Raw genomic sequence first — 22562 nt, 5'->3', positions numbered from 1 at the left:
ACTCACTCTCGCTCAGCGCCCGAGACATGAACGGTCAAGGGCGGAAAACCATTGAAGGACACCGACGAATAGCTCGCGGTATAGGCGCCGGTGTCGAGGATCTGGATGCGATCACCGGCTCGCAACGTGGTCGGTAGGAGGACTCGCGTGCGTTGATACAGTACATCGTCTCCGTCGCAGGTCGGACCGGCCACCACCGCCTCATCGACGGGGTCACCGTCCCGGTCCGTGAGGAACCGGTAGGCGATGTACTCGTTCTCTGTCTCGGCCATTCCGTTGTAGCGACCGATGTCGAGATACACCCAGCGCCGGGCGTCCGGCGCAATGCGCACGCCGATGACTTCGGCGTGGATGATGCCCGCGGAACCGACCAGGGCGCGGCCGGGTTCGACCACCAATCCGGCGGTCTCGGGCAGGAATTCGGTCGCGGCGGTGTTGACCACCGCCGCGATCTCGGCGAGGGCGGGCGCGGGATCGGCGTACGCGATCGGCAGTCCGCCACCGATATTCACGGATCTGACGTGAATATCCTTGTCGGCCAACGCTTCCACGATCCGCCCGGCCTGCTCGATGCCGATCCGCCAGGCGTCCGGATCGAGCTGCTGCGACCCGACGTGGAAGTACGGCCCCGTGACGATCAACCCGAGATCACGGGCCCGCACCAGCAGCCGGAACGCCTCGCCCGGCGTGCAGCCGAACTTGGTGCCGAACGGCGTGCGTGACTCGGGAGCCGAAGCGAGGAACCGGCATTCGACCTCCGAGCCCGGCGCGTGCTCCACGATGTGCAGCAGATCGTCCTCGGTGTCGAAGGCGAACCGGCGCACGCCGAGGGCATAAGCGCGGGCGATGTCGGCGGCTTTCTTGATCGGATTGCCGTAGCAGAGTGTGTCGGGTTCGACACCGAGCGCGAGGCACAGCTCGATCTCGCCGATGCTGGCGACATCGAACTCGGCGCCTTCCTCGTCTAGCGCTCGGATGATCTCCGGCACCGGACTTGCCTTGACCGCGAAGCGAATCCTTGCCGCGGGCATGGCGGCATGGAGCGCGTGGAAGTTAGCACGCACTCGCTCGGGATAGATGACAAGAAACGGTGATTCGGGCATAGTTGATCTTTCGCTTGGCAGCAGCGGAGAGAGTAGCAGCGGCCCCCACCCAGAACCGAATCCGTCAAACCTCGTGTCGGTGACACCTCAGCGAAGCACCCGCAAACGGGCGCGAGATAGCCACTGACCTGTATGGATTCTGTAGTGATTCGGGTGGGCCGGGCGGTGCGGTCAGCCCGCGGACACCGTGATTTCGTCGAAGACGACCTCACCCGCGGCGTCGGACTCGGCCAGGTCCACCACGCCGACGATCGACCAGCCGTGGTCGCCCGCCGGGTCGTCGAGGACCTGACGCACCTGCCAGAAACCGGGTCTTCGTTCGATCTGGAACAGTTGCGGACCGCGCGCGTCCTGGCCGATGCCGATGCGCTGGTACTCCTCGAAATACGGGGCCAGCTCGGTCTCCCAATCCGGCCCGGTACCCATGTCAGCCAACAGGTCCCAGCGGCGCAGCGACGCCAGCTCGACCCGGCGGAACATGGTGTTGCGGATCATCACCCGGAACGCGCGCTCGTTGGCGGAGATGGGGCGCACCGTTTCGGCGCCGAAGGCGAGTTGGTCAGCGTCGATCTCCGCGCCGGGGTTGGTGAGTTGCTCCCATTCGTCGAGCAGGCTGGAGTCGACCTGGCGGACCAGTTCGCCGAGCCACTCGGTGATGTCGTCGAGTTCCTCGGTGCGCGCGGCATCCGGCACGGTGCGGCGCAGCGCGCGGTAGGCGTCGGCGAGGTAGCGCAGCACCACGCCCTCGGAGCGGGCCAGCTCGTAGAACGAGATCAGCTCGGCGAAGGTCATCGACCGGTCGATCATGTCGCGCACCACCGACTTGGGTGACGGCGCGAATTCCGACACCCACGGGTGTCCGGCGCGGTAGGTCTCGAAGGCGGGCTCGATCAGCTCGGCCAGGGGTTTGGGCCAGGTGACCTCTTCGAGCAGTTCCATCCGCTCGTCGTACTCGATGCCGTCGGCCTTCATCTCGTTGATCGCCACACCGCGCGCCTTGTGCTGCTGAGCCATCAGCAGCTGGCGCGGATCCTCGAGGGTCGATTCGATGAGGGACACCACATCGAGGGTATAGCCGGGCGCGTCTTTGTCGAGTAGGTCGAACGCGGCCAGCGCGAACGGCGACAGCGGTTGGTCGAGGGCGAAGTCGCGTTGCAGGTCGACGGTGAGGCGGGCGCGGCGGCCCTGCGCGTCGGGTTCGTCGAGCTGCTGGACCACCCCGGCGTCGCGCAGTGCGCGGTAGAGGCGGATGGCGCGCAGGATGTGTTTGCGCTGGGCGGGGCGCGGCTCGTGGTTGTCCTCGAGCAGGTGGCGCATGGCGTCGAAGCAGTTGCCCGGGCGGGCAATCACGTTGAGCAGCATGGAGTTCGTCACGCTGAAGCGCGACACCATCGGCTCCGGCTGGGCAGTGACGAGGCGGTCGAAGGTTTCCTCGCTCCACGAGACGAAACCCTCGGGGGGCTTGCGGCGCACCACCTTTCGCTGCTTCTTCGGGTCGTCGCCCGCCTTGGCGAGCAGGCGGGTGTTCTCCACCTCGTGCTCGGGCGCCTGCACGACGACGGTGCCCATGGTGTCGTAGCCCGCGCGACCTGCCCGGCCCGAGATCTGGTGGAACTCACGGGCTTTCAGTCTGCGGGTGCGCACGCCGTCGTACTTGGTCAGGCCGGTGAGCAGCACGGTGCGGATGGGGACGTTGATGCCGACGCCGAGGGTGTCGGTGCCGCAGACCACCTTCAGCAGACCCTCTTGGGCGAGGCGCTCCACCAGGCGCCGGTACTTCGGCAGCATGCCCGCGTGGTGTACGCCGATGCCGTGGCGGATCAGCCGGGACAGCGTTTTGCCGAAGCCGGAGGCGAACCGGAATTCACCCAATGCCGTGGCGATCGCGTCCTTTTCGGCGCGAGTGGCGAAGTTCACGCTGGTCAGCGCCTGGGCGCGTTCCAGGGCGGCGGCCTGGGTGAAATGCACCACGTAGACCGGGGCCTGGTGGGTGGTGACGAGTTCTTCCAGGGTTTCGGTGATGGGGGTGCGCGCGTAGGAGAACGTCAGCGGCACGGGGCGTTCGGTGCCCGCGACGATCGCGGACGGGCGGCCGGTGCGGCGTTCCATGTCCTCGGCGAAGAAGTCGACCTCGCCGAGGGTGGCGGACATGAGCAGGAACTGGGCGCGGGGGAGTTCCAGCAGCGGGACCTGCCAGGCCCAGCCGCGGTCGGGGTCGGCGTAGAAGTGGAATTCGTCCATCACGACCTGGCCGACGTCGGCGGCCGAGCCCTCGCGCAGGGCGAGGTTCGCGAGGATTTCGGCGGTGGCGCAGATGATCGGCGCGTCTGCGTTCACCGCCGCGTCGCCGGTGACCATGCCGACGCGGTCGGCGCCGAACACCTCGCACAGGGCGAAGAACTTCTCGCTGACCAGCGCCTTGATGGGGGCGGTGTAGTAAGTGCGCTTGCCCTGGGCGAGCGCGATCAGGTGCGCGCCGACCGCGACGAGGGACTTACCGGAACCGGTCGGCGTCGCGAGGATGACGTTGGATCCGGACGCTAGTTCCAGTAGCGCCTCGTCCTGCGCCGGATACAACGGGGTGCCTTGCTCGGCCGCCCACGCCCCGAAGGACTCGTACAGGGCGTCGGCGTCGGTTCCCGGTATCTCCAGCAGCTCGGTCAGATCCACTCCGAACACCCTACGGGCTGGTGCCCGCAGGGTTGTTACCGCTGCTCGCCCGGCTCGGGACCGGCCTCACCCTCGTAGCCGCCCTGCTCGGCAAGGAAGCGTTCGAACTCGGCGCCGAGTTCGTCGCCGCTGGGGAGTTCGCCGTCACCGACGAGCAGGCTCGACTGGCCCTCCTGGGCGCTGACGAAGCTGTCGTACTGGCGTTCCAGCGCGTGCACGACCGTCTCGACCTCGGAGTTTCCGGCGATGTGCTCGTTGACCTGTTCGCGGACCCTGGCCGCCGCCTCGCCGAGCGCGGCGAGTGGGATTTCCAGGCCCGCGTTGTCGGCGACGTTCTCCAGCAGGGTCTGCGCGGCCTCGGGGTACGCGGTCTGTGCCAGGTAGTGCGGCACGTGCACCGAGAAGCCCACCGACTCCTGACCGTGTTGCGCCATCCGGTATTCCAGCAGCGACGACGCGCTGCCGGGCACCTGGAGCTCGCCGGGCCAGCGCTGATGCTCGGAGATCAGGTCGCGATCGGAGGAATGCGCGGTCACGCCCAGCGGGCGGGTGTGCGGGATCGCCATCGGGATGGCGCTGAGGCCGATGCTGCGGCGCACGCCGAGCTGTTCGGCGAGCAGACGCACCGCGGTGGTGAACTTCTCCCAGCGCAGGTCCGGTTCGATGCCCGCGAGCAGCAGGAACGGGGTGCCCGCCGTGTCGCGCAACGCCCAGAGGTTGAGCTCGGGCTCGGCGTACTCGGAGAAGTGATCGGTCTTGAACGTCATCAGCGGGCGGCGCGAGCGGTAGTCGAGCAGCTCGTCCACGTCGAACGAGGCGACCAGTTCGCTTTCCAGGCTCTCGCGCAGGTGCGTCGTGGCCAGCTTCACCGCATGCCCGGCATCGGTGAAGCCTTCCAATCCGTGCACCAGGACCGGACCCGCGCCGTCGTCGGACGACAGCTGTGGAGCGGGAAACTCCAGTTCGTACATTCGCGACTCGTGGTCCATCGCGTGCTCCTTCCTGCGCGGTTCCGCCGGCCCGGTTGATGCTCGGTCTTCGACACCGAAGTCCTTCGAGACGAGCAGCGTCCGAGACGGGGACCATGTCCATTGTCCCCCATGTGGGTGACAGCCACCGCGCTCGGCCGGACACCGACCCATACGACGAGCCAACAGCGTCGGCGGCCCGCGCATTCCCGGTGCGGCGGCGTGGCATCGTGGGCGGGCACGGGGAGTTTGGCACAGTGGGGTGGGTGACTGTGGCGGATTCGGCGCGCAAAGGGGTGGGCTTCGCCATGTCCGCGGCGTGTGTGGTGCTGCTCGCCGGGTGCGGGTCGACCGTGGTCGGGCATCCGGTCGCGGGGGAGCAGACGGTGGTGACGCGGCATGTCGGCGGCGCGTTGTCGGCGTTGCTGGTGGAACCCGCGCAGTTTCCGGCCAGGTATCCGGCGGTGGTGTTGCCGCCCGAGGCGGCGTCGCAGGCGGCGGGGGATTTGACCGGGGTGGGGCGGGGTACGCGGGTGCAGCCGGAGAGTTGTGTGCCGCCGCCGCAGCAGTTCGGGGTGGACAAGACGGCGATCGCGGTGGGTACCGATGATGCGAGTCGGGCGACCATCACCCTGGAATTGACGCGGACCGATCAGGCGCTCGCGGTGTTGCGTAGTCAGCTGAAGCAGTGTGGGTCGGTGCGGGTCAGTCGGGGTGCCGCGATGACGACCGTGACGACTGAGCTCGATCCGGCGCCGCCGATCGATGCGGACGATACGTTGGCGTGGCGGCGGACTGTGACGCCGGATGTCGGCGGGGCGGGGTTGACGCAGAGGATGCGGACGTTGGCGGGACAGGTCGGGGATGTGCGAATCACTGTGACGTATATGTCTTTTTCCGATGGCAAGCCGGATATGGCGGCGGTGGACGAGTTGTTCACTGCGGCGGTGCAGCGGGTCCAGAAGGGGTAGTGGGGGCGGCACGGTAGCAGGTTGTGCTGACAACCGGGTCGTGGTGACGGGTCGATGCGGCCGGTTTGTCCACAGGGGCGGAGAATTCCCCAGGGCGGCTGAATTGCCTGGTCAGCGTGGAGTGCTCGGTGGGGTCGGCGGGCAGTCTCGTCGCCATGACCACTCCCGCGAACCCCAATCCCTCCGGTCGTGCTGAGGCACAGGCCGATTCCGCGTCCGATTCTCAGGACGGACTCTTCTGTGCTCGACCGTCGCTGCTCAGGGGCAAGAGCACGTCCCGCGCTCCGGTGAGCCTTGCCGCCGCTATGCGATCGTGTGAGTTCCTTCGGCGGGGGGATCGCCCGTTGACCGATGGTGTGGGGTCGCATGGTGATGCGGCTCGGGTGGAAGGCGAGGCGTCGTCCGACGACATTGGGCGGTCGGACGACGTGACGCAGCTCGATGAAACGGCGCGGCTGGGCGATACAACGCTGCCGGACAGCGTCGGGCGGTCCGGTGATAGCGAACAGCTGGGTTACTCCGCGTGGCGGTACGGCGCGGGACAGATCGCGGATATCGACGAGTGCGACGCAGCTGAGTTCAGCGACGGCTCAGAGCGAATCGACGAATCGGTGAGCACGGATTTCGACGATGCGGAGGAGCGGGGCGCGTTCAGTGTTGCCGATCACGTGCGCACTCTTGTGTGTGCGGATCAGGCGCCGCCGTTCGATGCGGATGCACCGGATTGTGCTGTGTGCGTGGATGAACCGGGGGAGATCATCGCGGCGGTGCCCGCGATGATCGGGTTTCCGCCGGAGCGGTCGCTGGTTGTGCTGGTGCTGCGGTCCTCGCCGGGGCGCAGTGACGGGGCGATCATCGATGCGGTGGTCCGGTTCGATATGGAGCAGGACGGTGGGCGGCGCAAACTGCGGGCCGGGATGGTGGCGCAGTGTGTGCTGCAGATCTGTGCGCACGACGACGTGGCCGAGGTGCTCGTGGTCGTCGTCGATGATCGGGCCGTGGAACCTGCGCGGCGGCGCTCGGAGATCGGGGAACGGTGCGGCACCGGGAGATTCGAGGCGTTGATCGACGCTTTGGACCGGCGGCTCGCGGCGCAGGACATCACGCTGGCCGGGGCGTGGGCGGTGCGTTCGATCGAGCCCGAGCAGAGCTGGTGGAGTTTGGTGGGCCCGGATCGTCGTGGGGCGCTGCCGGATCCGGCTACCTCGGTGGTGGCGCTGTCGCATGTGCTCGACGGTCGGCAGATTCGCGGTTCGCGTTCGGAGCTGACAGAGCTGGTGGCGGAGGACGTCGAGGTGCGGGATCAGGTGGCGGCGGTACTGGACAGTGCGCTGTCGGTCGCCCGTGATCGTTACGCACGTGCGGTGCGGCGCGGTGATCCGAGCGACTACAGCAGGCAGGCCCTCGACTACGTGCTGTGGCAGATCGCGAACACCGAATCCGGTGTGCAGCTCATGGTCCCCGAACTCGCGGAACTCGCTGCCGCCCTGCGGGACCGAGCCGTCCGCGACGCCATGTTCGCCCTCGCCGTCGGCGACCACGCCGTAGCCGCCGAAGGACTGTGGGCCGCGCTGACCCGAGCCCTGACCGGCCGCGACCGCGCCGAGGCCGCGGCTCTGCTCGGCTACAGCGCCTACGTCCGCGGCGACGGCCCACTCGCAGGCATCGCCCTCGAAGCCGCCTTGGACGCCGACCCGGACCACCCCCTGGCAACGCTGCTCGAAACGTCCTTGATGATCGGCATGCGCCCCGACCAACTGCGCCGCCTGGCCCGCAGCGGCTACGACACCGCCGCCGACCTCGGCATCGACCTGGGCTCACCCACACCGTGAAGCCCAGTCCGAGACCGGGTTACACCCCTCGGCTCCCCACGGTCACTGTGCCCGCAGGCCGGTCCGTATCAGGCAGTGCGGTTCAGCGTGTGGCAGGTTCAGCACGACCGTGTCGCACACCTGCGGGCCGGGCTGGCCGGGCAAGGCGAGCCTGGCAGCCGCGCCAGCCAGGCACCCGGCGAGGCTGCGCCGGACGGCGGCCAATCCTGTTCAGTGCCAACCGAAGTCCGAGGGAGGTGGCTAGGCGGTTTGGGGTGTGGACGCAGCTGTGCTCGTCGGCCAATCCAGGCTAGTGCGAACGGGCCTGCGGAAAGTAGTTGGGGCGGCGCGGCTTGTGGAAAGCCGTGCCGCCCCGGGGAACTACGGGAGGGATTTCAGGGGGCGCTGTGGGCGCGGGGGCCTAGGGATTGGAGGAAATCCCAGGCGTCGGAGACTATTTCGTCGAGGTCGTTGTGTTCTGGGTGCCAGCCGAGGTCGGCGATGGCGCGGGCACTGGAGGCGATGAGGGTGGCCGGGTCGCCGGGGCGGCGGGGGGCGTCCTGGGCGGCGATGGGGAGGCCGGTGACGCGTTCGCAGGCCGAAATCACTTCGCGGACCGAGAATCCGGTGCCACTGCCGAGGTTGTAGACGCGGTGCGTGCCTGCCTCGGAGGTGGCCAGGGCCAGCAGGTGGGCCTGGGCGAGGTCGCGGATGTGGATGTAGTCACGGACCGCGGTGCCGTCCGGGGTGGGCCAGTCAGTGCCGAACACCGAGATCGCCTTGCGGTGCCCGAGCGCGACCTGCAGCACCAGCGGGATGAGATGTGTTTCCACCACCCGGTTTTCGCCGAGCCCACCGTAGGCGCCGGCGACGTTGAAGTAGCGCAGGCTGGTCGCCGCCAGCCCGTGCGCGATCGAGTAGGAGGTGATGGCGTGATCTATGGCGAGTTTCGAGGCACCGTACGGGTTGGTCGGCCGGGTCGGCGCGTCCTCGGTGATCGGCACCTGTTCCGGTTCGCCGTACACGGCCGCGGTGGAGGAGAACACCAGTCGTGGTGTGCCCGCTTTGCGCATCGCCTCGAGCAGCTCGAAGGTCTTCACCACGTTGCCGTGCCAGTACTTCTCCGGCTGCTGCACCGACTCGCCGACCAGCGATTGCGCGGCGAAATGCAGGACGCCGTCGAAGGTTTCGGCGGCCAGCAGCGCGGTCGCGGCCTGCGCGATGTCGCCTTCGACGAAGCGGGCGCCGGACGGGACGCCGTCGGCGTTGCCGGTGGACAGGTCGTCGACGACGACGACCTCATGACCTTCTTCGATGAGCACTTGCGCGCACACACCGCCGACGTATCCGGCGCCACCCGTGACCAGAAGCTTCACGCGTCAGACCAGCTTTACCTGGACGGCGTGGGCCATCTCGTCGGACAGCTCGAAACCGTCGTGACCCGGCACGGTGATGACCACCGTGCCCGGCTTGTTCTCGACCGTCACGCGCGCGTCGGGCACCACGCCCGCTTCCCGCAGCTGCCCGATGACCTCCGGGTCGGTCTGGATGTGCTCGGCCAGCCTGCGCACGACGACGGCGTGCACCTGGCCCTGCGGCAGATCCGAGAGCCGGACCAGGGTTTCCTCGGCGGCGGTCGACGGCACGATGCCCAGCTCGTCCAGGCCGGGGATCGGGTTGCCGTAGGGGGAGGTGGTCGGGTGGTTGAGCACCTCGACCAGGCGCCGCTCGACGTCCTCGCTCATCACGTGTTCCCAGCGGCAGGCCTCGGCGTGCACGTTCTGCCAGTCGAGTCCGATGATGTCGACGAGCAGCCGCTCGGCGAGGCGGTGCTTGCGCATCACCGCGACCGCCATGCCGCGGCCCTTCTCGGTCAGTTCGAGATGCCGGTCTCCGGCGACCAGCAGCAGGCCGTCGCGCTCCATCCGCGCGACGGTTTGGCTCACCGTCGGTCCACTCTGTTCGAGGCGCTCGGCGATGCGAGCGCGCAGGGGCACCACGCCCTCCTCCTCGAGGTCGTAGATGGTACGGAGATACATCTCCGTGGTGTCGACCAGATCTTTCACCTGTTACCCCTTCGTCGGCACGAATTCTACCTACGCACACCGACACGGCCCTGCGCCGGACGGTGTCGCGCCGCGCAACACGCGGCAATGCGGGATTCCTGTCGGCGCACGGCTTGCCGCCGCGATCGCTCTTATCTGTATTTCTACTGCATAGCAACGTTCGACGGGGTCCGTACCTTCCCGCGTAGCGTTGCGACCATGGCCACTGCACCGCGCAGCGAACACCCGGCGCCACCCGGCGTACAGCGCAACCGAGGAACCGTCGTCTGGACCGACCGATTTCTCGACTACGCCTGGACCCCGGAGCATCCGATGAAACCGGCGCGCCTGAAGTTCACCATGGCGCTGGCCGAAAGTCTCGGATTACTCCACGGTGTCGAGCTATTGGCGCCCGCCGCCGCCGATCGGGCCGACCTGCTGCGCATCCACACCCCCGACTACATCGAAGCGGTCGAGCATGCCAGGGCACCGGCCGGATCGCCGCAGGCGCCGCCGTATGGCCTGGGGTCGCCGGACAATCCGGTGTTCCCCGGCATGCATCAGGCGGCCTCGGTGATCGTCGGCGGGACCTTGGCCGCGGCCAAGGAGATCGCGGCGGGCCGGACCCAGCGGGCGGTGAGCATCGGTGGTGGCATGCATCACGCGATGGCGGACTCGGCGTCCGGGTTCTGTGTCTACAACGATGCGGCCGTGGCCATCTCCTGGCTGTTGGACAACGGCTTCGACCGGATCGCTTATCTCGACGTCGACGTGCACCACGGTGACGGCGTGCAGCGGGCGTTCTACGCCGACCCGCGGGTGCTCACCGTCTCGCTGCACCAGCATCCGGCGACGCTCTGGCCGAACACCGGCTGGCCGGAGGAGACCGGCGTGGGCGCCGCCGAGGGCACCGCGATCAATCTGCCCCTGCTGCCCGGCACCCGAGACACGCAGTGGCTGCGTGGTTTTCACGCGGTGGTGCCTGGCGCGTTGGCGGCGTTCCGTCCGCAGATCGTGGTCAGTCAATGCGGGGTGGATACCCATCGCGAGGATCCGCTGGCTGATCTGGAGCTCACGGTGGACGGTCAGCGTGCCGCCTTCCGTGCGATGCGCGACCTCGCCGACGAGTACGCCGAGGGACGCTGGCTCGCCGTCGGGGGCGGCGGTTACGGGCTGGTCCGGGTGGTACCGCGTGCCTGGACGCACCTGCTCGCCACCGCGCTGGATCGCACCATCGCACCGGAGACGGCGATCCCGCAGGACTGGATCGATCGGGTCCGCGCGGAAGCGCCCCGGGTGGATCCGCCGACCACCATGGGTGACGGCGGCGACATCGCCTACCTCCCGTGGGATGGGCCGGGCGGCACGGGGGAGACTGGGGACGCGCGCCTCGACCGCGCCCAACGCGCCATCGACACAGCCGTGCTGGCCACCCGCCGAGCGACTTTCGGATTGCTCGGCCTGGACCCGGAGGACCCTCGTGACTGACCCCGTAGACACTCCGGACACCCCGGCCGTCCCGCCCCCGCCGCCGCAGCACTGGTTCGCCGACGTGCTCGCCTCCGACGGCGGCGTGGTCCGGCTGCGGCCGATCACGCCGGACGACGCGGACGCGCTGCAGGAGTTCCACGCAGCGCTGTCCGACCGCACCCGGTATCTGCGCTATTTCGGTCCGTACCCGCGGATTTCGCCGAAGGACCTGTATCGGACCACACACGTCGACTATCACGACCGGGTCGGGCTGGTACTGGTGCTCGGGACGGCGATCATCGCGGTGGGTCGCTATGAGGGGCTCGACCGGGTCGGCCGGAGGTCTGCGGAGGTCGCGTTCGTGGTGGCCGACGGGCATCAGGGGCGTGGGCTCGGCTCGATCCTGTTGGAGCACTTGGCCGGTGCCGCCGCGGAGAACAAGATCGAGACCTTCGTCGCCGAGGTGCTCGCCGAGAACACCACGATGGTGACGGTTTTCCGGGATGCGGGTTATCAGGTCGAGCGCAGCCGGGACGGGTCGGTGCTGCACCTGGAATTCGCCATCGATCCGTCCGAAGCCTTGCTCTCCGTACGGGATTCGCGGGAACGCGCCTCCGAGGCACGCAGTGTGGGCAATCTGCTCACACCGCGCTCGGTGGCGGTGATCGGTGCGACGCCGAGCGCGGGCCGGGTGGGCGGCGCGGTGCTGAACAACCTGCTGTCCGGGGTGTTCCAGGGCCCGGTGTTCCCGGTGAATCCTAATCGGCGCTCGGTGCGCGGCGTACGTGCCTACGCGACTGTGCGCGAGATCCCGGACGAGGTCGACCTCGCGGTGGTCGCGGTGCCGCCGGAGGCGATCGGCTCAGTGCTCGACGACTGCATGGCCAAGGGCGTCAAGGGACTTGTCGTGCTCACCGCCGGATTCGACACGACCGGCGTCGCGGGCGGGACGGCCGAACGCGAATTGGTCGCCGCCGCACGAGGACACGGGATGCGGGTGGTCGGGCCGAGCGCGCTCGGCATCGCGAACACCGATCCGGCGGTGGCACTGAATGCGACGTTGGCGTCGGTGCTGCCCGGTCGCGGGCGGATCGGGTTCTTCTGTCAGTCCGGGCCGTTGGGTGCGGCGATCCTAGGGGAGGCCGCGGCCAGGAATCTCGGACTGTCGACGTTCGTGTCGGCGGGCGACCGCGCCGACGTGTCCGGCAACGACCTACTCCAGTACTGGGATACCGACCCGGACACCGACGTCGTCCTGCTCTACCTGGAGAGTTTCGGTAACCCGCGCAAGTTCTCCAGGATCGCGCGCCGGGTGGCCAGGACCAAGCCGATCGTCGCGGTGAGTAGCGGCCGCCATGCGGCTCAACCTGCGGGCGATATGGACCGCTCGATCGTGCGAGACCTGTTCGCGCAGGCGGGAATTGTGCAGGTCGACTCGATCTCGGAGTTGTTCGACTGCGCCGCGCTGCTCGGCTATCAACCGCTGCCCGGCGGTTCCCGGTTGGCGGTGGTGGGCAATAGCGCGGCACTGAACTGGCTGGCCATCGATGCGGCGCAGAGTGAGGGACTCGACGTCGGCGACCCAGTGAATCTGGGCCCGCAAGCGACCCCCGGTGCGTACCTCGACGCCACGGTCGCGGCGCTGCGTTCGGACGAAATCGACTCGGTGCTCGTAGTTTTCGCGCCGCCGGTGCCGCTGCCGATGGCGGGCTTTGCCGACGCCATTCGCGCCGCCGCGGCAGAGGTCCCCGACGCGAACAAGCCTATTCTCACTACTTTCGTTGCCGAACAAGGCATTCCGAATCTGCTGTCGGTGCGCGGCGTGGGTGCTTCGGCGGTGCGTGGGTCGATTCCCTCGTATCCCGATCCGGAACGGGCCGCGCGGGCGCTGGCCCGGGTTCGTCGCTACGCGGAATGGCGCACCAGGCCGGTGTCGCAGGTGTTGCGCCCCAACGGGATCGATACCGAACGCGCGAAGCGGTTGGTGGCACAGTGGATAGCAGAGTCGGGTGGGCGCAGGCTTACCGATCTGGAAACCGTCGAACTGCTCGGCTGCTACGGCATCTCGGTGGTGGAGTTCCGTGAGGTGCGCAATGCCGACGAGGCGGTCGCCGCGGCGGAGGAACTCGGCTACCCGGTGGCGGCAAAGGCGACCGGCGAAATGTGGCGCCGCCGACCGGATCTCACCGGAGTCCGCCTGGACCTCTGGCGTCCAGAGGCGGTGCGCCAGGGTTACGCGGACTTGGCCGAGTTGTGTGGCGACCCGGTCCTGCACGTCCAGAAGATGGCAACCAAGGGCGTCGGCTGCGTCCTACGCGTCCAAGACGACCCGTCATTCGGCTCGGTTATCGAATTCGGCCTCTCCGGTCTGATCATCGAACTCCTCGGCGACCGCGCCTACCGAGCCCTACCACTAACCGCAGACGAAGCAACCGCCCTGATCGATGCCCCCCGCGCGGCCCCACTCCTATCCGGCACCCCCGCCAGCCCCCGCGTGGACAAAGCAGCCCTAGCCGAACTGGCCCAACGCATCTCAGCCCTCTTCGACGACCTACCAGAAATGCGCGAACTATCCTTCGACCCAGTACTCGCCTCCACCAACTCAGCGGAAATCCTCTACGCCCGCGGACGAATCGGCCCCGAACCGAGCCGTTTCGATGTCGGTCCGCGCCGACTCGGGTGAGGGTCTCGGCTGCGGCACCGTCTACCGGGCCACGCGACGGTAGTGCGAAATCCACTACGCCCGGTGGACGGATCGGCCCCGAACCGAGCCGCTTCGACGTCGGTCCGCGCCGCCTCGGCTGCGGCACCGTCTGCCGAGCCACGCGACGATAGTGCGGAACCGACTACGCCCGTGGACGAATCGGCCCGCACTGAGCCGCTTCGACGTCGGCCCACGCCGCCTCCGACTCGGCTGAGGTCTCGGCTGCGACACCATCTGCCCGGCCACGCGGGTGGTGCGGAAATCCACTACGCCCGTGGACGGATCGGTCCCGAACCGAGCCGCTTCGACGTCGGCTCACGTCGACTCGGGTGAGGTCTCGGCTTCGGCGCTATCTGCCGGGCCACGTGACGGTGGTGCGGAACCGACTACGCCCGGTGGACGGATCGGCTCCGAACCGAGCCGCTTCGACGTCGGCTCACGTCGACTCGGGTGAGGTCTCGGCTTCGGCGCCATCTGTCGGGCCACGCGATGGTAGTGCGGAATCCGCTATGCCCGTGGACGAATCGGCCCGAACTGAGCCGCTTCGGCCGCCCGGCCGAGTTCGTGGGTTACCAAGCGACAGATAGGGCCTTCTTCGCACGCCTGCTTGCTGGCTCACACTCCGTCAGCTTCTGCGAACACCAAGCGAGTGTGCGAAGCGCTCGAGAAGACCACCACAGCCCGCCGGATCGGAACTCGGCACCGGAGCTGCGCTGAACTGCCTAGCCTTATCGGCGGCAGGTAGTCCTCGTCGACGATCTCGACGAGGACATCGTCAGGGGCGGGGAGAGCCGACCATCGAGGTTGTTGACGCTTCACGGAGCTGTCAGGGCCGTCTAAGGCGTATGCGTGACCCGCTGGGGTCAACGGATCTCGGCAAGATTCACGCCGACCGGCTCGCGAGTCCCGGAGGGGTTGGGAGCGCGGCACCGGCCGGCGTTGGCAGGTGACCCCGAAGGTCACCAGGTCGCACGCCGGACCGTGCTGGGGAGTGGGTCCGGCGTCGTTGGTTGTGCCGGGATCATCCGGCACGGGTTTGAGGGTCAGCTGGCGTAGGCGCGGAGGCGGTCGGCCCGCTCGCCCTTGCGGAGCTTTGCCATGACCTCGCGCTCGATCTGGCGGACGCGCTCGCGGGAGAGCCCGAAGAGCTTGCCGATCTGGTCGAGGGTGCGCGGCTGGCCGTCGTCGAGGCCGAAGCGCAGGCGGATGACCTGCTGTTCGCGCTCGTCGAGGGTGGCGAGGACGCTGCGGACGTCGTGGTGCAGCAGTCCGGCGATCACCGCGGACTCGGCCGAGGTGGCCTCGGAGTCTTCGATGAAGTCGCCGAGCGGCGCCTCTTCGTCGTTGCCGACCGGCATGTCCAGGCTTACCGGGTCGCGGCTGTGATCGAGCAGATCGGAGATCTTCTCGACCGGGATGCCGGACTCGTTGGCCAGTTCCGCGTCGGTGGCTTCGCGGCCGAGCTGCTGGTGCAGTTCACGCTTGATCCTGGCCAGCTTGTTCACCTGTTCGACCAGGTGGACAGGCAGCCGGATGGTGCGGCTCTGATCAGCCATGCCACGGGTGATGGCCTGACGGATCCACCAGGTGGCGTACGTGGAGAACTTGAATCCCTTGGCGTAGTCGAACTTCTCCATAGCGCGGATCAGACCCAGGTTGCCTTCCTGGATCAGGTCCAGCAGCGGCATGCCGCGGCCGGTGTAGCGCTTGGCGAGCGAGACGACGAGGCGGAGGTTGGCTTCCAGCAGGTGCGAACGCGCGGCTTGACCCTCGCGAACGATTTGCGCCAGATCGCGCTTGCGGGTGGCCGACAAGCGTTTGCCGGTCTCCAACAGGTTCTGGGCGTAGAGGCCCGCCTCGATACGCTTGGCCAGCTCGACCTCGTCGGCGGCCGTGAGCAGCGCGGTACGGCCGATTCCGTTCAGGTACACGCGTACCAAATCGGCTGCGGGGCTCTGGGCGTCGAGGTCCTGATCGCTGATGCGCACACGAGTGGTGGCGGGGCTTGTCATGACTTGCCTCCTGTCGGTGGTGTCTCACTCCGAACAACGGACCCGACAGAGAGAAAGTTCCCCGTCTCGGCTCAGATAAACCGCTCTGACGTGCGGTTTTCATCACTCTCGTCTGAGAAGTTCCTGAGAAGGTCTCAGCCGTGGAACGCGCCTGTTGTCCGGTGCCTGCACCGACCTACCCGCGATTGCCGGAATTACACGGGTCGCACCAGTCCGTGGCGGACCAATCCGGCCACCACGGACAACGCGTCGGCCGCAAACTCCGTGGTCACCTCGTCAGATCCTTGGGCAACCGCCAGCAGTTCGATCAACTCGTATAACGGGAGGCCGTCGGCCCGCATTCCCGCGAGCAGCGAGATGGTTGTCTCGTCCACCTCGTGCTGCCAGCGGGGTCCGTCGCCGCGGTGCACGCGTGCTACCTGCTCTGCCCAGCCGTCGGGGCCGGGCAGCGCGACGCGTTCCAGCGCGGTCGCCGGGTCCACCACGAAACGTGAAGTCCAGGCGAGTCTTTCGTTGCCTGCGACGGCGCGCAGCCAGGCCGAACGCTCGAAGTAACGGGTGGCCTCGTCGCCGAGCGGATCGTCGAAACCGTGGGTGAGGTCCTCGGCGAGCAGTTCGGTCGGGCCGTCGATGGCGCGCAGATAAACGAAGCCGAAGCCGATGCCCTCGACGTCGGCCGCGCTGAACGCGTCGAGCCACTGTTCGGCGCGCACTTGCGCGTCCGGGTCGCGCGGGTCGAGGCCGGCGTCACGCAACCAGGTGCCGACGTAGAGGGCAGGGTCGGCGACATCACGCTGCACCACCCAGGCATCGACGCCGTGCGCGGGCAGCCAGGACGACACCCGATGTCGCCAATCCTCGCCGTCGACGTGCACCCAGGCCGCGAGCATCGCGGCGGTGCCGCCGGGGGCGAGCAGATCCGAGGCCTGGCCGATGACCAGTTCGCTGGCGCCGTCGAGGGCGAGCCCGGAATCGCGGTAGGTGTGTTCGATCCTGGCCGGGCCGACCACGAACGGCGGATTGGCCACCACCTGATCGAAGCGGCGGCCCACGACCGGCTTGAACCAGGAGCCCTCGACGAGTTCGATATCCATTCCGTTGAGCGCGGCGGTCGCTTCGGCGAGCCACAACGCGCGGGCGTTGACGTCGGTCGCGGTGACGCGATCGGCGTACGAGGCGGCATGCACGGCCTGTACGCCGCAGCCGGTGCCGAGGTCGAGCACGGAGCCGACCTTGCGAGTCGGGGTGGCGCGCAGCAGCGAAAGGGAGGCGTGGCCGACGCCGAGCACGTGCTCTTCGGTGAGCGTGCGTCGGCGCATCGAATCGTCGAGATCGGACAGGATCCAGCGGGTGCCCGCTCCTGCGTCCAAGGGACGGAGGTCGAGCGTCGCACGGACTGCATCGCCGTCACGGTCGAGCAGGCCAGCCGCCACCGCGCGATCGATATCGACCGGCACGAGCGCGGCCGCCACATCCCGCTCGGGCAATGCGTCCCCGAGCAGCAGCAACCGAATCAGCGTGCCCAGTTCCCCCGCATCGCGCGCGGCCCGCCGCACCGGCACCGGCTCCGATCGCCCCAACGCCGCGTGCACGTCTTCCCCGAGTACCTCCAGCAGCGTGTCGGCGTCGTAGCCGACCCGAGTCAGCGCCGTCCGCAGATCCGGGCACAGCGCGGTGAGCAGAGATCCGGTGGTCGTCGATCGGTTCGTAGGCACATCGGTACTTTGCCACCGCAGGCCCAACCGCCTGGGCAGGTGGTGCTGTCGAGATAACGAGGTGAGCTGAATGTCCCCAAAACGGATCTTCGGCAGCGGCCATATGACCCAAGCGACGGGTGCGGATCCCGAGAGAGTGTGCGGATCTTGGGCAATACGAGCGAGGGTCAGTAGATCCGGGCACAGCGCGGTGAGCAGAGATCCGCGTCGTCGATCGGTTCGTAGGCACATTGGTTCTTTGCCACCGCAGGCTCAGCAGTCACGGCGGGTGGTGCTCTTGGGATACCGAGGCGAGCTGACTGCCCGCAAACAGATCTCCTGCAGCGGCCATATGACCCAAGCGACAGATAGGCCGTCTTCGCACACCTGCTTCTGACTTCGCACACTCCTCGGCACGCCACGAGGTATGTGGAGGGAGAAGCAGGTGTGCGAAGAGGCCTGGCCGCGGCCGTGCCAGCTGATCACGCCGGACCTGCACACCCTTATCAGTTCTGGGAGTGAGCTATCCGGCACACTCCTGGTAGTAGCCGGCCGGTAGGTGAGCACTTTCGCACCCTGGACTTCGAGTCCTGGAGAAAGACCGTGCCCCTGCCGGTAGGCCGGGAGAGTTGATCGCTGCTGGGATGTCGTGCCCGCCCGAATGGGCGTGAGCACTGCTTGATTAGGTCGCTGATGGTTCTCCTGCTGGCTGCTCGACGGTGATCGGCATTAGCAATTGGAGGATTGTTGCGACTGTTCGTAGGAGATGACTGGGCTGAAGACCACCACGACGTGGAGGTGATGGACACCGCCGGGCGCCGCCTGGCCAAAACGCGCGTGCCCGAGGGCGTCGCCGGAATGGCGAGACTGCACGCGATCCTCGGCGGCCTGGTCGACGACGCCGACGAGGTCGAGGTCCTGGTCGGGATCGAGACCGACCGCGGTCCCTGGGTCGGGGCGCTGGTCGCCGCCGGATACACGGTACTGGCGGTGAATCCATTGCAGGCGGCCAGGTTTCGGGACCGGCTGGGAGTCTCGGGTGCCAAAAGCGACGCTGGTGACGCTCACGTGCTGGCGGATATGGTCCGCACCCATTCCCACGAATTGCGACCTGTCGCTGGGGATTCCGCGCGAGCCGAGGCCGTGAAGGTGGTGGCCCGTGCTCACAAGACGATGATCTGGGACCGAACTCGCCACACCCAGCGGTTGCGTCACGCTCTGCGTGACTACTTCCCCGCCGCGCTGGCCGCGTTCGACGACCTCGACGCCGCCGACACCCTGGAACTGCTCGCCAAAGCACCCACCCCAGCTGCGGCGGCCCGGCTCACGATCCCCCAGATCAGTGCCGCGTTGAAGCGGGCGCGCCGCCGCAACGTCGCCGACAAAGCCACCGCTATTGCGGCCGCACTGCGCAGCGAGCAGCTCGGCCAGCCCGAGGTCGTGGCGCAGGCCTACGCAGCCTCGGTCCAGGCGCTGCTGGCGGTCCTGACTGTCCTCAACACCCAGATCAAGACGTTGCAGGGGCAGGTCGAGGCGCATTTTGGGCAGCACCCGGCCGCTGAGATCATCGCGTCCCAGCCCGGTTTGGGACAGGTCCTCGGTGCCCGGGTGCTCGCAGAGTTCGGTGACGACCCCGACCGCTACCGCAGCGCCAAAGCCCGCAAGAACTACGCGGGCACCTCCCCGATCACCCGCGCGTCGGGCAAGAAGAAGGTCGCCCTGGCCCGGTTCGTACACAACGACCGGCTCATCGACGCCCTCACCACCCAGGCGCAATCCGCGCTGATGTGGTCCCGGGGCGCCCGCGACTACTACGACCGTCAGCGAGCCCGCGGTGTCGGTCACTACGCCGCGCTACGCCAGCTCGCCAACCGACTCGTCGGGATCCTGCACGGCTGCCTCAAAACCGGAACCCTCTACAACGAGACCACAGCCTGGCCCGACCCAGCTCAGCAGTCCGCTGCTTGACATTCAAGCTCCTGGGATGTCTTTGTCTGAGCCGCACACCCCGTGTACGCCCGCTGCCAGGATGATCGTGAGACACCTCGTGGTGGTGGGTGTGGGGATCGGAGTGAGAGATGATCGATGTGCCTATCGGGCGGACGGTGTCGGGCGGGCGGACGTTTCCGTTGGCGTTTCGAGTCGAGTTCGTGCGTCAGTACCATGCGGCGATCGAGCGGGGTGAGAAGACGCAGCTGATGCGTGAGCACAACCTGACCCGTGCGACAGTTCGGGAGTGGTTGCGTGCTGATGGGCGCGGTGAGTTCACCGCGGCGATGGTGGCGTCCTCGGAGAGGTCGAAGAACAAGATGAACAATCGTGATCGGGCCGAGATGGCGCGGCTGCGGCGGGAGAACGAGCGGCTGCGTGCAAAGGTCGCGAAATCTGAAGCAGCTCAGGAGATTCTGGGAAAAGGTGTGCCACGAACACGGGAGGCCGCATGAGGTAGGTCAGGCGGAGGATCGTGGTGCTGTGCGAATGATGAAGGGGTTGTGGCCCTTCGGAGTCGCCCGTCGGGTGGGAGGCTTCAAACCACCTCATGCTGCGTTGGCTGAAGACCGTCGTGGTGAGCGATGAGGAAAAGGCGTCGGTAGAGGCGTCAGGTGGGGATCAGGAAGACGAACGCGAGTGAATCGCTGACGACGTGTCGAAATGAATGAGACGACATCGAAACCGGGGCTTCTTTTTGGAACCGGGAAAGAGTCTGGCGGGTGGCCCGATTTCTGGCCAGGCGGTGTCCGGCATGGAGGCGACGTGAGCCTGATCTGCGGCTTTCGCATGGAACGTGGGAAGGCATGTCCCGATACGGATTTCGCTTCGGCGGGTCGAGAGGGAGCACGTCGAGCAGCAGAAACTGTGAGGCGTTGAGTACCGATGCGGGGTGTGCTGGCGGACCGGCTCGTAGTAGTGGTGAAGCACCTGTAATGGGTGTGGAGCGAAGGGGCCGGACCATTCGGGTTGCTGATGTGGTCAACCGGCTGTGGTCGGGAGGAGCTGGATGAGTCAACCAGGGTCGTCGGGCAAGCCGTTCGAAATTTCGAAATGGGCTGTGCGCGAGGCGTATCGCAGAGTCAAGGCGAATAAAGGCGCTGCCGGGGTCGATGGGCAGTCCATCGATGACTTCGACAAGGATTTGAGGAACAACCTCTACAAGATCTGGAACCGGATGTCGTCGGGGACATATTTTCCGCCGCCCGTGCGGGCGGTGGAGATCCCGAAAACCGGTGGTGGGGTTCGTGTTCTGGGTGTGCCGACGGTCGCGGACCGGGTCGCGCAGACGGTGGTGGCCATGGAATTGGAGAAACGGGTGGAGCCGATGTTCCATCCAGACTCCTATGGCTATCGCCCGAAGCGGTCGGCGCTGGATGCGGTTGCGACATGCCGACAACGGTGTCTGAAGAAGGACTGGGTTGTTGATTTGGACATCCGCAAGTTCTTCGACACCGTGAACCACGAATTGATGGTCAGAGCGGTCCGGGCCAACACCGACCAGGAGTGGGTGGTGTTGTATGTGCGGCGGTGGCTTTCGGCTTCGCTGCAACGGCCGGACGGGACGCTGGAGACGCGGGATCGCGGGACCCCGCAGGGGTCTGCGGTGTCGCCGATTCTGGCGAATCTGTTCATGCATTACGCGTTCGACATGTGGATGGTCCGGAAGTTCCCGGATATCGGCTTCGAACGTTACGTGGATGACGCTGTAATCCATTGTGCGAGCGAGCGGCAGGCGCGCATGCTGAAGGCCGCGATTGGGGAACGTTTCACCGAGGTGGGGCTGGAACTGCATCCGGACAAGACGAAGATCGTCTACTGTCGGGACGAGAACAAGAGGACGCTCGACTACGAGCACACCTCGTTCACGTTTCTCGGCTACGAGTTCCGAATGCGTTCGGCGCGTAGCAAGTTCGGGGAGTTGTTCACCTCGTTCCTGCCCGCCATAAGCCGCGACGCGGAGAAACGCATCAACCGGGAGGTCCGCGGTTGGCGTCTGCATCGGCACACGGATTGGACTCTGGGTCAGCTGGCACGGTGGATCAATCCCATCGTGCGGGGCTGGTTGCAGTGAGCCTTTTTCATCCTGCTTGATGCGGGACTGCGGGATCTGTTGCCCTGCAAGGTAGTTCGACTGGACGTATGGCGAAGCCCCTGGTAGATCGGTTGTTTACCGCAACCTCCGAACACCAAGGGCTTCGATGCTTTTCTACCGTGCCGCGCTGCCGTTGTCACGTCAGACCCTCGACTACGTGGCCGGGGTGATCCGGCGACACCGTGGCGCGATCGGGTCGGTGTGGCGGCGGTTGAACCCGGGCCGGCAGGCGTTGCTGGTGCTGGCTTACCTGCGTAAAGGCGAAACTTTCGGTGATCTGGGAGCCGGGTTCGGGGTGTCGACTACGACGGCGTGGCGGTATGTCGAGGAAACCGTGGAACTGCTGGCCGGGCGTGCTGTGGGTCTGCGGAAGGCGTTGCGGCAAGCCAGGACTGACGGACATGCCTACCTGATCCTGGATGGCACGCTGATCGCTATCGACCGAGTGGCCGCGGATCGGCCGTTCTACTCGGGCAAACACCGCCACCACGGCATGAACGTGCAGGTGATCGCGACACCTGACGGTGACATCGCGTGGGTATCGGGCGCGTTGCCCGGCAGCGTGCACGATCTGAAGGCGGCCTGGATCTGGCGGATCTGCCACGAACTCGAGGCCGCTGGCTGGATCACCTTGGCGGACAAGGGATATCAAGGCGCTACCGCGCTGCTGACCCCGTACAAGGGTAAGAACAAGCCGGAATCCCAGAAGGCCGCCAACCGCGCGCACGCACGACTACGCGGCTGCGGCGAACGAGCCAACGCCCAGCTCAAGAGCTGGCGGGTGCTGCGGAAACTCCGCTGCTGCCCCGACAAAGCCGGACAGCTGGTCAAGGCCATCCACGTGCTACAGGATCGCGAAATCCGGACTGCCCGACAAGGATGAAAAAGGCTCAGTATTACGGCCGGTTCTACCGGACGAAATTGTATGCGCTGTGCAAACGCATCAACACCTATCTGGTGCGGTGGGCTCGTAAGAAGTATCGACGGTTGCACGGGTTCAAGAAGGTCAATGCCTGGTGGAAAGCGTTGG

15 protein-coding genes are annotated in these 22562 nt (G+C 67.1%); 8 read left to right on the top strand and 7 right to left on the bottom strand.

The genetic code is table 11. The annotated features are described in order from the left end of the window. Positions 1–2 precede the first annotated feature (2 nt). From ACQPW1_RS34745 to ACQPW1_RS34735, 3 genes are all read right to left on the bottom strand, one after another. The gene (locus ACQPW1_RS34745; RefSeq protein ID WP_433656383.1) at positions 3–1103 is read right to left on the bottom strand and encodes a type III PLP-dependent enzyme; all 1101 of its coding nucleotides are present in this window, start codon (positions 1101–1103) and stop codon (positions 3–5) included. 171 nt (positions 1104–1274) lie between these two features. Then, positions 1275–3773, bottom strand: a complete 2499-nt coding sequence (locus ACQPW1_RS34740) for a DEAD/DEAH box helicase (protein WP_433656380.1) — start codon at positions 3771–3773, stop codon at positions 1275–1277. Positions 3774–3808: 35 nt separating this feature from the next. Further along, positions 3809–4762: a PAC2 family protein gene (locus tag ACQPW1_RS34735; protein ID WP_433656379.1), complete on the bottom strand. Its 954-nt coding sequence runs from the start codon at positions 4760–4762 to the stop codon at positions 3809–3811. A gap of 287 nt (positions 4763–5049) precedes the next feature. Here ACQPW1_RS34735 and ACQPW1_RS34730 point away from each other — a divergent pair, with 287 nt between their 5' ends. Both ACQPW1_RS34730 and ACQPW1_RS34725 read left to right on the top strand, forming a co-directional pair. After that, complete coding sequence (locus ACQPW1_RS34730) at positions 5050–5712, top strand: sensor domain-containing protein (protein WP_433665415.1); 663 nt, start codon at positions 5050–5052, stop codon at positions 5710–5712. A gap of 344 nt (positions 5713–6056) precedes the next feature. Beyond that, positions 6057–7544 carry a DUF4192 domain-containing protein gene (locus ACQPW1_RS34725; protein ID WP_433656377.1) on the top strand — a complete coding sequence of 496 codons (1488 nt, stop codon included), beginning with the start codon at positions 6057–6059 and terminating at the stop codon, positions 7542–7544. Between the two features lie 374 nt (positions 7545–7918). Here ACQPW1_RS34725 and galE read toward each other — a convergent pair whose 3' ends face one another. Both galE and ACQPW1_RS34715 read right to left on the bottom strand, forming a co-directional pair. Next, entirely contained in the window at positions 7919–8899 is a 981-nt protein-coding gene (gene galE, locus ACQPW1_RS34720; protein ID WP_433656376.1) for a UDP-glucose 4-epimerase GalE, read from the bottom strand. Positions 8900–8902: 3 nt separating this feature from the next. Further along, complete coding sequence (locus ACQPW1_RS34715; protein WP_433656375.1) at positions 8903–9589, bottom strand: iron dependent repressor, metal binding and dimerization domain protein; 687 nt, start codon at positions 9587–9589, stop codon at positions 8903–8905. Between the two features lie 198 nt (positions 9590–9787). Here ACQPW1_RS34715 and ACQPW1_RS34710 point away from each other — a divergent pair, with 198 nt between their 5' ends. After that, positions 9788–11056 (top strand): acetoin utilization protein AcuC, encoded by a 1269-nt coding sequence (locus ACQPW1_RS34710; protein WP_433656373.1) that lies wholly within the window; start codon positions 9788–9790, stop codon positions 11054–11056. After that, positions 11049–13721 carry a GNAT family N-acetyltransferase gene (locus ACQPW1_RS34705; protein WP_433656371.1) on the top strand — a complete coding sequence of 891 codons (2673 nt, stop codon included), beginning with the start codon at positions 11049–11051 and terminating at the stop codon, positions 13719–13721. Before ACQPW1_RS34710 ends, ACQPW1_RS34705 begins: the two co-directional genes overlap by 8 nt. A 1064-nt stretch (positions 13722–14785) precedes the next feature. Here ACQPW1_RS34705 and ACQPW1_RS34700 read toward each other — a convergent pair. Both ACQPW1_RS34700 and ACQPW1_RS34695 read right to left on the bottom strand, forming a co-directional pair. Then, entirely contained in the window at positions 14786–15754 is a 969-nt protein-coding gene (locus ACQPW1_RS34700; protein WP_357378948.1) for a sigma-70 family RNA polymerase sigma factor, read from the bottom strand. A 194-nt stretch (positions 15755–15948) separates the two neighbouring features. Then, positions 15949–17469, bottom strand: coding sequence for a DUF7059 domain-containing protein (locus ACQPW1_RS34695; protein WP_433656369.1), 1521 nt, complete (start codon positions 17467–17469; stop codon positions 15949–15951). A 723-nt stretch (positions 17470–18192) separates the two neighbouring features. Here ACQPW1_RS34695 and ACQPW1_RS34690 point away from each other — a divergent pair. From ACQPW1_RS34690 to ACQPW1_RS34675, 4 genes are all read left to right on the top strand, one after another. Next, a complete protein-coding gene (locus ACQPW1_RS34690) occupies positions 18193–19416 on the top strand; it encodes an IS110 family transposase (RefSeq protein WP_433654210.1) in 1224 nt (407 codons plus the stop codon). Between the two features lie 110 nt (positions 19417–19526). Next, a complete protein-coding gene (locus ACQPW1_RS34685; protein WP_433656367.1) occupies positions 19527–19892 on the top strand; it encodes a hypothetical protein in 366 nt (121 codons plus the stop codon). 554 nt (positions 19893–20446) lie between these two features. Then, complete coding sequence (gene ltrA / locus ACQPW1_RS34680; protein ID WP_433656365.1) at positions 20447–21511, top strand: group II intron reverse transcriptase/maturase; 1065 nt, start codon at positions 20447–20449, stop codon at positions 21509–21511. A gap of 127 nt (positions 21512–21638) precedes the next feature. Beyond that, a complete protein-coding gene (locus ACQPW1_RS34675) occupies positions 21639–22415 on the top strand; it encodes a transposase family protein (protein WP_433656363.1) in 777 nt (258 codons plus the stop codon). The last annotated feature ends 147 nt before the right edge of the window (positions 22416–22562 follow it).

It is taken from the genome of Nocardia sp. CA-128927 (assembly GCF_050955855.1).
Taxonomy (GTDB): Bacteria; Actinomycetota; Actinomycetes; order Mycobacteriales; family Mycobacteriaceae; genus Nocardia.
This window is presented reverse-complemented; position numbering and strand designations above follow the sequence as displayed.